This window comes from Magnetospirillum sp. XM-1, assembly GCF_001511835.1.
GTDB lineage: Bacteria > Pseudomonadota > Alphaproteobacteria > Rhodospirillales > Magnetospirillaceae > Phaeospirillum.
Genome location: NZ_LN997849.1, coordinates 103,444 through 117,001, shown reverse-complemented (window position 1 = coordinate 117,001; position 13,558 = coordinate 103,444). Strand labels below are relative to the sequence as shown.

11 protein-coding genes are annotated in these 13,558 nt (G+C 68.9%); 2 read left to right on the top strand and 9 right to left on the bottom strand.

The window, feature by feature from the left end; genetic code table 11:
- Nucleotides 1-81 precede the first annotated feature (81 nt).
- From XM1_RS22710 to XM1_RS24635, 5 genes are all read right to left on the bottom strand, one after another.
- A complete protein-coding gene (locus XM1_RS22710) occupies nt 82-690 on the bottom strand; it encodes an Ig-like domain-containing protein (RefSeq protein ID WP_068438599.1) in 609 nt (202 codons plus the stop codon).
- A complete protein-coding gene (locus tag XM1_RS22705) occupies nt 636-4,697 on the bottom strand; it encodes an Ig-like domain-containing protein (RefSeq protein ID WP_068438596.1) in 4,062 nt (1,353 codons plus the stop codon). The genes XM1_RS22710 and XM1_RS22705 overlap by 55 nt, the downstream gene beginning before the upstream one ends.
- Before the next feature lie 97 nt (nt 4,698-4,794).
- Entirely contained in the window at nt 4,795-5,355 is a 561-nt protein-coding gene (locus XM1_RS22700) for a response regulator transcription factor (RefSeq protein WP_068438594.1), read from the bottom strand.
- A gap of 21 nt (nt 5,356-5,376) precedes the next feature.
- Nucleotides 5,377-6,645 (bottom strand): HlyD family efflux transporter periplasmic adaptor subunit, encoded by a 1,269-nt coding sequence (locus XM1_RS22695; protein ID WP_068438591.1) that lies wholly within the window; start codon nt 6,643-6,645, stop codon nt 5,377-5,379.
- A 26-nt stretch (nt 6,646-6,671) separates the two neighbouring features.
- Nucleotides 6,672-7,529 carry a hypothetical protein gene (locus tag XM1_RS24635; protein ID WP_068438588.1) on the bottom strand — a complete coding sequence of 286 codons (858 nt, stop codon included), beginning with the start codon at nt 7,527-7,529 and terminating at the stop codon, nt 6,672-6,674.
- 147 nt (nt 7,530-7,676) lie between these two features.
- Here XM1_RS24635 and XM1_RS24630 point away from each other — a divergent pair, with 147 nt between their 5' ends.
- Complete coding sequence (locus tag XM1_RS24630; protein WP_172821980.1) at nt 7,677-8,489, top strand: EAL domain-containing protein; 813 nt, start codon at nt 7,677-7,679, stop codon at nt 8,487-8,489.
- Here the strand turns inward: XM1_RS24630 and XM1_RS22680 are convergent.
- Complete coding sequence (locus XM1_RS22680; protein WP_156428907.1) at nt 8,476-8,709, bottom strand: hypothetical protein; 234 nt, start codon at nt 8,707-8,709, stop codon at nt 8,476-8,478. The genes XM1_RS24630 and XM1_RS22680 overlap by 14 nt on opposite strands.
- A 124-nt stretch (nt 8,710-8,833) precedes the next feature.
- Between XM1_RS22680 and XM1_RS22675 the strand changes: the two genes are divergently transcribed.
- Nucleotides 8,834-9,502, top strand: coding sequence for a hypothetical protein (locus XM1_RS22675; protein WP_068438576.1), 669 nt, complete (start codon nt 8,834-8,836; stop codon nt 9,500-9,502).
- 4 nt (nt 9,503-9,506) lie between these two features.
- On the opposite strand, the gene XM1_RS22670 is transcribed toward XM1_RS22675, so the two are convergent.
- From XM1_RS22670 to XM1_RS22660, 3 genes are read right to left on the bottom strand one after another with little or no spacing between them, the layout of a single operon-like run.
- The gene (locus XM1_RS22670; RefSeq protein WP_156428906.1) at nt 9,507-10,937 is read right to left on the bottom strand and encodes a hypothetical protein; all 1,431 of its coding nucleotides are present in this window, start codon (nt 10,935-10,937) and stop codon (nt 9,507-9,509) included.
- Between the two features lie 23 nt (nt 10,938-10,960).
- The gene (locus XM1_RS22665; protein ID WP_068438570.1) at nt 10,961-12,334 is read right to left on the bottom strand and encodes a DnaB-like helicase C-terminal domain-containing protein; all 1,374 of its coding nucleotides are present in this window, start codon (nt 12,332-12,334) and stop codon (nt 10,961-10,963) included.
- A gap of 10 nt (nt 12,335-12,344) precedes the next feature.
- Nucleotides 12,345-13,424: a hypothetical protein gene (locus tag XM1_RS22660; RefSeq protein WP_068438567.1), complete on the bottom strand. Its 1,080-nt coding sequence runs from the start codon at nt 13,422-13,424 to the stop codon at nt 12,345-12,347.
- Between the last annotated feature and the right edge of the window lie 134 nt (nt 13,425-13,558).

Genomic DNA, 13,558 nt, shown 5'->3' with positions numbered 1-13,558 from the left:
TCCCCGCCGCACGCGACGGCCGCTCCGCCCCGGGAACCCCCCGAAGATGGGGAGGCCGTGTTAGGCGTTCCTTTGAAGCCATCAGGCATAGTGCATGAGCCCATGGGCATCGAGCCATGAATGGGCGTCCGCGGCGGTCGATGACAGGCCGATGTCGTGGGCGTGGATTCCCGCCAGCACCGCCAGATCGGCGCCGCCCGCGACGGCGTGCAGCCCGTCCGCCTGATCGGAGAACGAGACCTGCTGGCTGATGTAGCCATGGATCAGGAGCGCATCGCCGGCGGCCGCCGAGAAGTCGTGGATGGTCAGCTGATGCCCCTGTTCCAGAACGAAGAGATCCGCTGGCCCGGAAGCGGTTCCCGCCGCCGCGGAAGCATGTCCGGCATCGACGCCCGCCGCGACCGCCTGCGCGAGCTCCAGCGCGTTCGACGAGGACGGGATCACCTCGACGGCGACGGATTGGAGCACCGAGGAGCCCTGCTCGTCCCTCGCGATGAACGAGAAGCTGTCCGTGCCGGTGAAGCCCGCCGCGCCTTCGTAGAACCAGGAGCCATCCGTGAACACGACGGCGCGGCCTCCATGGGCGCTATCGACGGTCTCGCTCTGCCCGTGCAGGGGATCGAAGCCGGTGAAGGTCACCGGAGACGAGGAGGTGGCTTCGATCCGTCCGGTGCAGGAGCCGCCCTCCACGCACAGCCTGTCCAGCGTATCGAAGCGGGACGCGTCCGCGGTCCAGACGCCATCGGAGAACGAGACGCCGGAATGCGGATCGTGCGTGCGCCACGAATCCTGGATGAGGATCGGATCGATCGTGGCGATGTGGATGCTCTCCGTCGCCGTACCCCCCAGTCCCGTCGTCGCCCGCACGACCACATCGTAGCCGGACAGATCGACGGCATGGGTGCCGTTCCCGTTCGCCACCGTGATCCTGCCCGACGAGGAATCGATGGCGAAGAGCCCGCCTGCGCTGTCGTCCAGGGAATACGACACGGCTCCGAGATCGGGATCCGTCGCGCTCGCCTGACCGACACGGAACCCCCATGGCCATCCGAAGCCGTCGCCGTGAAGGAATCGGCTCCGGCGTAGCCGTTCGTGCCGGAATACGAATAGGAGCCATCCGCCGCGACCGAGACGCTGCCATGGGAAGGGCCGCTGGCCAGCGACCATGCCAGGGAATCGCCATCGGCGTCGGCGGCGCCCGAATCGGCCGTGAGGTCGCCCGTATGGGGAGTGCCGCTCGTCGCCGAGATGGAGAAGCCGGAGGCTGTCGGCGCGGCATCCGTCGTCGTGATCGTCGCCGTGTCGGCCACCGTGCCGCCCGCCCCGTCCGAAACCGTATAGCTCAGCGCGACAGGCCCCACGTAGCCGCCGGACGAATACGTCCAGCCGCCGCCGGAAGCGGAGATCGTCCCGTGGTCCGCCGTCGGCGTCCCGAGGATGGAAAGGGTCTGCCCGTCGATGTCGGATGCGTTGCCAAGCAGCGACGCGGAGGAGATGGAGAGCGTGGCATTGTGCCCCACGGAGCCGAGATCGACCGACCCGCTCACGGTCGGGGCATTGTCCTGCGCGGTCACCGTCACCGTGCGCGACGCCGAATTCCCGTAGGCGTCCGAGGCGATGGCCGTGAAGGAATCGGTCCCGACGAAGCCGGCATCCGGGGTGAAGGTGTAAGCGCCCGTCGCTTCATCCAGGGAGATCGAGCCATGGGCCAGCGCGGCCGTCTCCACACCCCCCGAAGTCGAATGCGCAGCCGACAGGCTCCATGATACGGCGTCGCCGCTGGACACCGACGCGGACAGGCTGCCGCCGATCGCCGCCTCGGCCGGCCCGGAACCCCCGGAAGCCGATGTCGAGATGGTCACCGCCCCCACGCTCACCGATACGTCCTCGGCGACGCTGCCGCCATGGCCGTCGGACACCAGCACGCGGAAGGAGTCGGTTCCGGCGTAGCCCGTCGAGGAATACGAATAGGAGCCGTCCGCCGCAAGCGAGACGCTGCCATGGGCCGGGCCATGCCCAGCCACCAGCGCATAGGACAGGGAATCGCCATCGGTGTCGGACCCGACCACGGCGCCGGTGATGACATGCCCCTCCAGTCCGCTTCCTCCGGTCGTGGATGCCGTCGGAGCCGTGTCCGACGAGACGAGCGTCGCGGTGGCCGCCGTCGAGCCCCCATGCCCATCCAGAACCGAATAGGACAAGGTGATCGTGCCGTCGAAGCCCTGCGGATCAAGAGACCAGGCGCCGGGCCCCGTCGAGAACAGCGATCCGTGATCGGCGGACAGCCCGGAGATCGACAGCGCATCGCCGTCCGCATCGGATGCCGGTCCAAGCAGCTGGGCCTGCGTGATGGCGACGGGAACCGCATGCGTCGTGCCGGAGAGGGAAGCCGCCCCGGAGACCGCAGGAGCGGCGTCGGTCTCATCCACGGTGATCGTCGTGTCATGGGTGCCGCCATGCCCGTCCGAAGCCCGCACGACGAAGGAATCGGTTTGCCCCCCGACCCATGCGCCGGATGGCGAATAGGCATAGGCGCCCGTCGCGGCGTCTATGGAGACGGTTCCGGACGAGCCCTGCGAGACGATGGAATAGGCCATCGCATCGGAGAACTGATCCGAGGCCTGAACCGTGCCCGTGATGTCGCCATGGCCGCTGCCGCCGGTGAGCGAGACCGAGAAGGAGGCCCCATCGCCGACCACGACGGAAGCCGTAGAGGAAGCCGTGCCGCCGTGGTGGTCCGAGGCTGCGAAGGAGACCGTGTCCGTGCCGGTGAAGGAGGTGTCCGTCTCCGTGTAGGTCCAGGTCCCATCGCCATTGACGACGACGGTGCCATGCGATGCGGAAGCCGTGATCGACAGGGAATCCCCATCGCCATCCGTTGCGGAGATCGTTCCGTTCGCCGTGCCGCCGCGCACCGTCGAGGTTCCGGCGGACGAAAGGACCGGCGCGTCGTTCGTTTCGAGGATGGAGATCGTGCGCTGGACGGTCAGTCCATGGCCATCGGACACCGAGATCACCGCGCTGTCCGCGTCCCCACCGGCCCAGGAGCCGGTCGGCGCGTAGGTCCAGGCGCCCGAGGAGGCATCCACCGACACCGTGCCGCTGGACGCCTGCGTGACGACGGCGTAGGCCATCGCATCCCCGGACGCATTGGTCCCGGACACGGAGCCGGAGACCGTCCCATGGCCGGTGCCGCCGGACGAGGAGAGGCTGATCGAATCGGCCGCCGCCGTCACCGACACCGTGCGCGCGACCGACTGGCCGAAGCCGTTGGAGACGAGAACCTGGAACGAGTCGGATCCCGCGTATCCGGCATCGGCCGCGAAGACGAACGTCCCATCGGCGGCCAAGACCACCGAGCCATGCGATGGGCCATGCCCGGACACCAGCGAATAGGACAGGGCCGCTCCGTCGGCCTCGGAGCCCACGACGGCGCCTGAGGCGGAATGGCCGGCGATCACCGACACCGGATCGGAAGTCGCCGTGGGCGCCTCGTGATCGACGACGAGGGAGACCTGCGCCGTCGAAGTCGCCGTCGCCGAGCCATCCTGCGCCGTGGCCACGACATCGAGCGTCGCGGATCCGGCCCAATGGACCGGCAGGAGGATGGATAGCCCGGCCAGATCGGCCGGGACAAGATGCCAGGCGCCGCCCGAAAGCGTCCCGGCCGAGAGGGTAGCGCCGACGGGAAGCCCGGAGATCACGACCGAGGAGATGGAATCTGCCGAGGAGACATTCAGCGGCAGGGACACCGCGCCTCCATCCTCGGTTCCATGCGCTCCAGCCGAGGAGATGGACGGTGCCTCGGCGGTCGGGGCGATGACCGCATGCACCGCGGCGACGGCGCTGAGGCCGTGCTGGTCAGACACCCGCACCTGGAAGTCGTCCGTACCGTTCCACGAGGCCGAGGATGCCGCATAGGAAACGACGCCCGCCGCATCGATGGAGACGGAGCCATGGGAAGGCCCATGTCCGGCGACGACGGCGTAGGACAGCGCATCTCCGTAGGAGTCGATCGCGGACAGCAAACCCGACGCGGACTGCCCCTCGTTCCCGCTCAGGGCCAGCGCCTGCACGGACAGACTGCCGAGGCTTTGCGGATCGACGGGAAGCGGTTCCGGTTCCAGCGATGGAGCCGGAGCAGGCTGGACGGGGGCTGGGGGGAGCGTCGGATGATAGGCGGGCGCTGGAGCCGGAAGAGCAGGCTCGACGGATGGAGCGGATGGAATGCCGACCGGGGCGGAATCCGTCGCCTCGCCCGCGCGAGGAGCGGCAGGGGCCATCGGTCCGGCATGCGGCTCCGGCTGCGTTGCCGGACGGGAGCCGGAAGAACCGCCCTGGAAGGCCGGATGGGCATCCGGAGCGGAGAAGAAGGGCTCGGACGAAGTCCCGGCCAAGGCCGGAGCCTTGTTCTCGGGTTCCGCACGCTGCGCCAGTGCATGAGCGGCCATCGCATTGGACGAAGGCATCGCCCCTTCCGGCAGGAAGCCGGCATCCGCGACGAGGATCGGCGCCGAAGCCGCCGACGAAGCCATGGAGGCCTTCGCATGCTCGATCGGCTCGACCGGCGCCTTCGCTTCCACGACGGATTCCGGCGCGGCCGAAGCGACGTAGGCCGCAACGGCCTGATCCATGCCCATGAACGCATCGGCCGGAATGCCTTCGCGGCGATCGCGATCCATCTCCTGCTCGGACATCGTCCCGTCTCCCGGCTGAGGCCTGCCATAACGGCGAGGCCATGCGGCGCCCAGAGCGCCATCCCATCAGAAGATGGGGCCGGACAGCGGCCCGCCTCTATGCCGCGATGCGGCCCTGACGCTTGTGCACGATGCGGTGCGGGCAGCCTGGAACGAGGACGTTCTGCTTCACGAAGGGCGAGAACGGGCCGAAATACTTCCCTTCCGGCAGCACGATCTCGATGAAGGGGGATTCCCGGGTCAGCACCTGCAGCACCTGGCGCCGGAGCATCTCCTGGGATACCGGCTTGGGCACCAGGCCATCGGCTCCGGCCCGCAGGACCCGCGTCACCGTATCGGTCTCGGTGTCCGAGGTCATCGCGACCATCGGCAGGAAGCGATCGATGCCATACTCGCCGGATCGCACCGTCCGGATGAAGGGCAGGCCTCCCAGCGGCTCCATCCGGAGATCCGTGATGATCAGGTCCGGCTTGTTCTCCGGCCCGCCACGCAGATGCTGGAGGGCGGCAGCGCCATCCCCCGCTTCGGCGATCTCGACATCGAGCACCGGGATGTTGCGCAGCATGCCGATGATGAGGCGGCGCATCACGGGCTCGTCATCGACGACGAGCACCTTCACCTGGGTGCGAGCCTTCATCCAGTCACGACCGATGCTCATGCCAAGTCTCCTCGTTGCGGCTCAGCGGCCTTCGTTCCAAATCGCCTTCTGGCCAAGCAGGGGGCCTGCTAGGAAGCCCAGAAGCGAGCGTTCGCCGTAGGTCTGGAACACCAGCACCTCGACCCCGCTGCTCAGCGGATAGGACGGACCTCCCGCCCTTCCGGGGAAGGAAGTGGGGCCGGAAGTGGGGCCGATGGAGGCTTCCACGGCGAAGGTGCGGCGCCCCGTCTGGTCCGCCTGGGAGTCCGGGGCGATCGACAGCAGGCGTCCTTCGATGCCCTCATGGCTGCCATCGTCCCCCGCCAGCACGATGCGGACCGGTCCGCCGACCTTCAGATGCCCTCGCTCGGAGGCGGCCACCCGGGCCTCGACCCGCAGCTCGCCTCCTTCCTCGACGATCTCGGCGAGCTGCTCGCCCGGCTTGACCGCAAGCCCGGGCCCCGCCGCAGCGAGGGTCTTGATGCGGCCGGACACCGGAGAACGCAGCACCGTGCGCCGATCCTGTTCGCGGGCCTTGCGGAGCTGCTGCTCGGCTTCATGGAAGCGGCCCCGGGCCTCCGCCAGATCCTTCGACGCAGCCTCCATCTGCGCGCTGCGCAGGACGGAGAGCTGAAGAGCGGCCGCCTTGGCATCCGATTCGCCCTTGGCGAGCCGTCCGCGCAAATCCTCGACCTGGCGGCGCTGATCGTCGGCGCGGTTCCTCGGGATCACGCCCATGGACGCGCCTTCCTCGAGACGGCGGAGAACGGACAGCCCCGCATCGAGCGACTGGCGGTAGGCCGCCAGCGGAGCCGTTTGGGCGGCCGTTTCGGCCTCCTTCGCGGCCAGCTCATCCCGGCGGCGGGAAGCCCGAAGCTCCCAGGCCGCACGGGCCGAGCGGGCGATGCCGTCGGGCAGGCCATCGAGCAGCGGTTCCTTGCCCGCCATCTCGGCTTCGAGGCGCAGCACATCGGCCCGCGCCGCATCCGACGCATAGGACAGCCTCTCGACATCGGCGGCCGGCAGCGAGGAATCCAGCTCGAGGATGGGCTGTCCGGCCTCGACGCGGTCCGAGGGGCGCACCAGCACCCGCGAGACCAGCCCGCCTTCGGCGGAGCCGACAGCCTGGACGCGGGACGGCGCGACGACGACCCCCTGAGCCGTGGCCGAAGCATCCCATGGCGTATGGTCGGCTGCGACGATTCCTCCCGCGAGGATGGCGGCCGAAGCGACCGAGAGGATCCAGCCGGCGCGGACGCGCTTCTCCTCGATGGCGATGAGCTCCGTGCCGATGCGTGCGATGGCGGTCATATCCGTCTCCCTGTCCGATCCGTTGTTCAAGCCGAAAGCTCGGCATCGAGGGCCTGCTTCGCCGGCATGGCGGCCGCCATGCGGGACATCGCCCCGATCGCCTGGATGACCGCGCCGACCGAGCGGGCCGCCAGGATGTTGGCGACGATGAGGTTCTGCGGGATGGCCAGCGCATCGCCGAGCAGCGGGCCGGAGGCGATGGCCGCGCCCAGCATCAGCGTCGAGAACAGCAGCCCGATGCCCCGATCCGTGCCGGCGGCCCGCTCCGCATGCATCCGCCGCGCATGGGCATCGACGGCCAGCGCCGCGGCTTCCGCTTCATCCTGGGCCTTGGCGAGGCGCCCCTCGGCCGCCACGAGATCGCGATTGAGGCGGCGCGAGCGGGCCGAAGCGAGCAGCAGCACCACGACCGCCAGCGCAACTACGGCGGAGCAGGCCGTGCCGGTGGCGGTACCGGCGACGACGAAGATCGGGGCCAGGAACAGGACGGCGAAGGGCAGATCCAGCAGCGCCGCCACGGATCCCGCCGAGAACGCGCCCGACACCATGCGGGCCACATTCATGCGGGCCGACCGCTGGGCAGGAGAGCCAGCCGCGCAGGCCCGCAGCAGGGCGATGTCGCCTTCCGGCCCGGAAGCGAAGGCCAGGGCCAGCAGCGCCTGACGCAGATCCGAGAGCAGGAAGCGGAACAGGCCGAAGGCGAGCAGGAAGCCGGTAAGCACCAGGATCCCCGAAGCGTAGCCCGCTTCGCCGAACCGCTTGAACGCCAGCGACACATAGGCCGCACCCGCCAGATCCAGCATCCACATGATGGCCGTGGCGAAGATGGACTTCCCGAACGTTCCCGGGCTTCCCGCCAGCCTTCCCCAGATCTCGCCGAACATGCACCCCTCCCCATCCCGTGCCGGGCCATGTCGCCCGTGGTGGAGGAAATGGGGCGGCGGAGATCGGATCGGACGGCCGATCTAACGATCGTCAAAGACACGCGACCCAACTCCCCGTCGACGCAACGACAGGGGAGGGCCGCAAGCATGCCCGATCGACTCGCCGCCCTCGACGAAAGGAACCGCCAGGCCCTCGCGCGGTCGCTCGGGCTCGAAATGCTCGACTTCCACCTGCAGGCCAAGGTCCGCATCGGAGACGCCCGCCTCGACTCCTTCGAGCTGCTTCTGCGCGGCTCCGATTCCTCCGGCCTTGTCGGACCGATGAGCATCATCGACAGGGTGAAGGAGCGGGAGGCCGGGACACGGCTCGATTTCGCCGAGATCATGACATGCCGTGCCCTGGTCATCTCCAGGGAGCTCCGCATGAGGAGGCAGCCGGTACCAGTCGCCATCAACATCGATGAGACCGACCTGATCATCGAGGACCTCCCCGAAGCCATGCTCCGGCTCATCGAGGAGAGGGCGCCGGACGAGAGGGCGATCGAACTGGAAATCACGGAGCGCGACCGCATCGGCGATCCCCATCGCATCGCGGCCATCCTCGCTCCCTTCGCCGAGAAGGGCATCCGCATGGCGCTGGACGATGCAGGCTTCGGGGAAAGCTACGAAGGAGGCGGGGAGGATCTCCGCCGCATCCATGCCCTGCCGGTCCAGAGCATCAAGCTCGATCGCGGCGTCCTCTTCGGCGACGATCACTCCTCCTCGAAGAAGAAGGCCGGACGGGCCTTCAGGCATGCCAGGCACATCGCCCGCCAATACGGAATCGAGCACATCGTGGCCGAAGGCATCGAGACCGAGACCCACCTCGCCTGGTGCCGCGAGCATGGCATCCCCATTGCCCAGGGCTACCGCTTCCACAAGCCCGAGGCCCTGGACGCCGCTCTGGTCAGGTTCGGCTGATCCTCGGACGGCGGAAAGCCCAAAGCGCACCGTCGATCAGGGCGCAGGCCGCCGGCACGGCGATCCAGCAGGCCAGCACCTGCATCCATCCCGCCTGCAGAAGCGCCCAGGACGCCGCCGCCCAGCCTGCGAAGCCGAGCAGCGCGAGGCCGCCGATCCGCACGATGGCGAACGCCGCGGCCAGAACGCCCGCCATGGCCAACGCGTCTCCCGGTTCCATGCCGACCTCCACTTCGGTTCCCGGAGAACATGTGTCCCGATCGACCCCTTCCCGGCCCCATCTCCCCTTTGGAGAGACCGACCCGCCGGACGACGGCCCGGCACCGAAGAGAAGGAAACCGCGCATGACATATCTCCACGCCGTCGATCTGGACTGGGAAGAGTTCCCGCTGCCCGGAGCCGTTCCGCCCTCGCCGAGGAACAGGGACCGCATCCGCACGCTCGCGCGGGCCGTCAGGGATCTTCCCGAGGATTCGGAAATCGGCGCCATCGTCGATGCCTGCTTCGACCTCGCCAAGGCGCTCGACGAGGATGGAGCCGATGCCGCCGCCATGAGCTTCGGCGAGGGGATGGCTCCCGGCATCCGAGACAAGGCGATCCCGATCCTGTCGCGCGCGCTGGAAGGCCACGGCATCATGCCCCTCCAGCCCATCATGACGCCGAACGGCATCGCGCTCGAAGAGGACGCCGCCGCCCGTGGATTCCTGATCATCCTCGCGGAAACCGATCCCAAGGCCCGATGCGCCCTCTGGCGGATGCGCTGGACCGACGCGAAGCTGGATGCGGCGGACGCCCGGGCGAAGCGCGGACTTCCCACCCCGGCGAAGGGCAGGCCGGAAGCCGATGAGGATCTCGCGGATCTCGCGGCCGACATCCTGAACGATCGGGCCGTCGATGCCATCCTCCGGCACCACGAGCCGGCCCTGCACGCCGAGCTGGCGACCATCGGGCGCCCGTGCATCACCAACGAAAGGCCCTGGATCCGCAAGCTCGGACGCCTGCGGCTCCCCTGATGCCCTACCTGGATACCGCCTCTCCTCCCCCTTCGTCGCCGCGCCGCCGATTGCGAGGGGGGAGAGGGGGGTAGGACGATCCGGCTTCCAGGATGTTCCTCGCCGCAGGCCGGATGTAGCGGCCGCTTTCCGGACGCTGGACATCGAGCAGGGCGTCCGAAGCCGCCGGCGCCGGGCCGCCATCCGCTCCATCGGAACCGCCGGAGGGCGCGAAGCGGCGGAGCCAGGCGATCGTCCCGTCCCGATCCGCCAGCATGGCCTCCAGCGCCTCGATCCGATCCTGCAGCATGGCCGCCGCGGCCCTGTCCGACTCGCGCGCGGCCCTCGCCGTCTCCAGCTGATCCTCCGCGGCTTCCCTGGACGCCTTCTCCTCCAAGGCCCGCCTCGCGGCGTCCCTGCGGTTGGCGCGTTCGCCGTCCCATTTGGCCTCGGCGTCCTCGCGGAGCCGCTTCTCGTTCTCCCAGCGGCTGGCCGCCTCCGCACCGGTCCGCTCGATCTCCTCGACCCGGGCCGAAAGGGCCTGGACGGAATCGCGGCTCGCCGCCAGCTCCGTCTCCACCGCCGAACGCGCGGCGGACTGACGCGCCGCCTGCTGCATCAGAGCCTCGACGCGTTCGCGCAGGGAGGCGTTCTCCACGGTCGCCGGAACACCGGCCGCGAGAGCGTCGGCCGCCATCTGGCGATACCGCTTGATCTGGCGGACGGCGGCCAGCGGAAGACGGCGCGAAACCTTCGTGTTGTCGCGATGCGCGAAGCCGCAAGGGGCCGACACCTCCAGCCAGAACGCGTACTGCAGCTCCTTTCCGGCCCGGACGAACGCCTGATTGCCGATGCGGCCCGGAATGCCGCGACCGCTGGCCGCCCTCTTCGCCCGGTAGCACGGATGCAGCTCCACCGAAGGGTCCTTGGAGAAGCCCTGGTAGTGCCGGTGCAGGTATTCCTCGTCCCGGTGCTCATAGACCGACCGGAGATCCTCGCCGAGCAGACGGCCCATGAACCCATCCGCAAGGCCGAAGTAGATGCCGGCCAGCTCGGAATCCGCCGCCGTCATCGCGGCGATCGGCACCGGATAGGAGACGACGGCGGAGAAGAGGCGAGTCATCGTCGAATCAGGGCGGCGGAGATGGCGCTTGCCCTTCGCGAAGCCCTGGCCCTCGATCTCGATCGGCGTCGCATACCACGCGTCCAGCTCCTTCTCGAGCTCGTCCGCCGTCATCCCGAAGACATGGATCGGCGCCGCGGGCGCATCGACATGGGGGAAGAAGCCCGGACGACGGGCCATCTCTCCGAGGATGTCGGAATAGGTCCTCGGAGGGTTCTTCCGCTTGACCGATCCCTTCGAGGCCTTCAAGGCCGTCCGGAGCGCATGCAGGAAGCCATAATCCTCCTTCCCCTCTCCGGTGCCCCAGCCGATGCCCTTCATCGCGTCGCCCATCGCCGCCTCCATCCTTCGTCCGCTCATTCCTGCGGCTCCACGCCACGCTCGAGATCCCGCTGGATCCTCGTGGTGATGTCCTCGCCCCGCGCGTCGCGCACATGCGGCCCGGCCGGATCGAGGATGATCGGCGCATGGGTTCCGCGGTCCGTCCGCCCATAGGGCGAATCGTTCGTCTTCTCGACATGGAAATGCACGGCGTCGTCGTTGATGTCGCGCTCCATGACCAGCAGCAGCGAGGAGCTCTGCCGCAGGGCGACCGCCGTGCGCTTGTCGTCCTGCGCCGCCGCGAGGATGGCCAGATCCTCCTCCTTGGCGATGTCGCGCAGGGCCCGGCCCACGCCGAACCAGAAGGTCTCCTCGCGGATGCCCTTCTCCATGCCGCCGATGCACTGGACGTAATCGAGGATCACCACCTGGATGCCGTAGCGGTGCTTCGCCCGCAGGATCTCCCGGTGCAGCGTATCGACCGTCGGATTGCGCAGCTCGAGATACACCACGTTGTCGGGCACCTGCTCGACATAGGCGTCGCGGTTGGCCCGCATCATGGCGAAGCCCTCGTGGGACTCGTCGAAGGTCCAGGCCATGCGGAGGTTCATGCGCCGCGCGACCATGCGCATCTCGAGCTCTTCCGCCGTGCTTTCCAGCGTGATGTAGAGGGTCTTCACGCCCTGAAGGTTGATGTTGTCCGAGACGGTGGCCAGCAGAGCCGACTTGCCGAGGCCGTAGGACGATTCGATGACCACGAAGGTCCTGGGGCGGATACCGCCGAGGATGAGCTTGTCGAGCTCGACGATTCCCGTGGTGATCGCCGCTCCGCAGGCCAGCCGCTCATCGATCGCCGTCGCGGCCACCTCCCGCTTGGTCCGCATCAGGCCGGTGCCGCCCTGGGCCATGCCGGCGCGCAGCCTGCGGAAGCAGGTCGACATGGCCTCCTCGGGAGCGCATTCCTCGTTCGAAGCGGCGGCGATGAGCTCCAGCGCCGCCGAGATGGCCTCGCGGCGGTTCGCCGCCGAACGCAGGGAACCGATGGCTTCGGCCATGCAGGAGGCCGAGCCTTCGCCGCGCGAGGCCAGATCGCCGAGGAAGGCCGATCCGCCGAAGGCCTCGAGGGCATCGCGGCCCAGCTCGAAGCCGACCACCTGCGGCGACGGATCCCGGCCCTTCATCACCACCGAGAGGGCGGCGGAATAGAGCCGGCGCAGGACGCCATCCGAGAAGCAGGTCTCGTCGAGCGCGAGCACATGCTTCTTCGCCTCGCTGGCGGATGAGGACAGCAGGCCGCCGAGAACGAACGCCTCGAGATCGGTGTCGGACGGCATCGGGACATTCAGCAGCGCCGACGAAGGCGCGCGGCCCGGCAGGGAACGGACGGAAGCAGCGGTGCGCATGGTCATGATGCCCTCCTCAGACCGCGAACTTGTAATGGCTGTTGGCGAGATCGGCATTGCGCTGGATGGCCGCCGCCATGCCCGCCGTGACGCCCATCTCCTCGGCCGTGGTCACCATCCTGGCGGTGGTCGCGGGCAATGAGCGGAGCCTGCGGACCGAGGCCTGCGGCGAAGCGGCCGGCGCTCCGACCCCCATGAGCTTGTCCGCGTAGGCCGCGGCTTCCTCGGGCTTCTTCAGCGCCCATTCGATGAAGGACAGCGGATTCTCGAGCGGGATCTCCTCCGCGTCCCGCAGGCGCATGACCTCGATCGCCGCCTCGACATCCTTCATGCCGAAGCCGCAGGCCGGCGACAGCAGGTGGTAGAGGCGCCGGAGCGCCACCCCCTTGTCGGTGCGGTGCTCTTCATGGAGCAGGGCGGCCGTGTCCTCGACGAAGATCCTCTTCTCCGGATCGACCGGAGGCTTGGCCTGGCCCTTCCGCTTCCTCTTCGGGGCCGCTTCCTCGGCCGCAGCGGGAATGGACACCTCCGGCATGGGCTTCGCGGCCATGCCGGAAAGCTCGTCCAGGCCGAACAGGTTCTGCTGCTGCGGGGCAACCTGCTTCACGACGGAGCGGCGCGGCGCGACCACGGGAGGCGCCGGCGGGACGACGCGGGGGATTTCGCCGACGCCGTTGATGGCCGCCTGGGCGAACGCCTCGTCCGGATCCAGCGGCGCCGCCGCAGCCACGGGAACCGCGGGGGCTGGGGGCCGGGGGGTCTCGGCGATCGAGGCGAAGAACGGATCAACCGCCGCCTTCCCCGCATCCTGCCCGATGACGAAGCAGGGAGGAGAAGCCAGACGGATGACGGCCCGGCGGCCGGAGGACGCCAGGGAGATCCAGCCCGCTTCGGACAGCCGGGCGAGGAAGCGGCGGACCGTCGTCTCGGGACGGCGCCAGTCGTCGGCCAGTTCCCGCTGGGACACGACGACGGCCCCATCCGGGGAGAGGACCAGACGGGCATGCAGGTCGAGCCACCCGAGGAGGTGATGGTCCTCCTTCAAGGGCAGGGCGGCGCGGAGCGCGCGCACGTCGAGCGTCGGAACGATTGCCATGATGGCCTCCAGAAGCCTTGCCAGGTGCGGGGCGTTCGCCCTCTTCATCGTGGAGGCTGGGGTTGCTCCGCCATGCCTCGATCAGGATATGGAGCGATCCCGGGAATCCGGCAAGCTCCTATAAGCCGCTCTGA

Bases quoted from the DNA above. Each gene is read 5' to 3' on its own strand.
- XM1_RS22695 (WP_068438591.1), bottom strand. From the start codon at position 6,645: ATGACCGCCATCGCACGCATCGGCACGGAGCTCATCGCCATCGAGGAG.
- XM1_RS22680 (WP_156428907.1), bottom strand. From the start codon at position 8,709: ATGGAACCGGGAGACGCGTTGGCCATGGCGGGCGTTCTGGCCGCGGCG.
- XM1_RS22700 (WP_068438594.1), bottom strand. From the start codon at position 5,355: ATGAGCATCGGTCGTGACTGGATGAAGGCTCGCACCCAGGTGAAGGTG.
- XM1_RS22660 (WP_068438567.1), bottom strand. From the start codon at position 13,424: ATGGCAATCGTTCCGACGCTCGACGTGCGCGCGCTCCGCGCCGCCCTG.
- XM1_RS22705 (WP_068438596.1), bottom strand. From the start codon at position 4,697: ATGTCCGAGCAGGAGATGGATCGCGATCGCCGCGAAGGCATTCCGGCC.
- XM1_RS22665 (WP_068438570.1), bottom strand. From the start codon at position 12,334: ATGACCATGCGCACCGCTGCTTCCGTCCGTTCCCTGCCGGGCCGCGCG.
- XM1_RS24630 (WP_172821980.1), top strand. From the start codon at position 7,677: ATGCCCGATCGACTCGCCGCCCTCGACGAAAGGAACCGCCAGGCCCTC.
- XM1_RS22675 (WP_068438576.1), top strand. From the start codon at position 8,834: ATGACATATCTCCACGCCGTCGATCTGGACTGGGAAGAGTTCCCGCTG.
- XM1_RS24635 (WP_068438588.1), bottom strand. From the start codon at position 7,529: ATGTTCGGCGAGATCTGGGGAAGGCTGGCGGGAAGCCCGGGAACGTTC.
- XM1_RS22670 (WP_156428906.1), bottom strand. From the start codon at position 10,937: ATGGGCGACGCGATGAAGGGCATCGGCTGGGGCACCGGAGAGGGGAAG.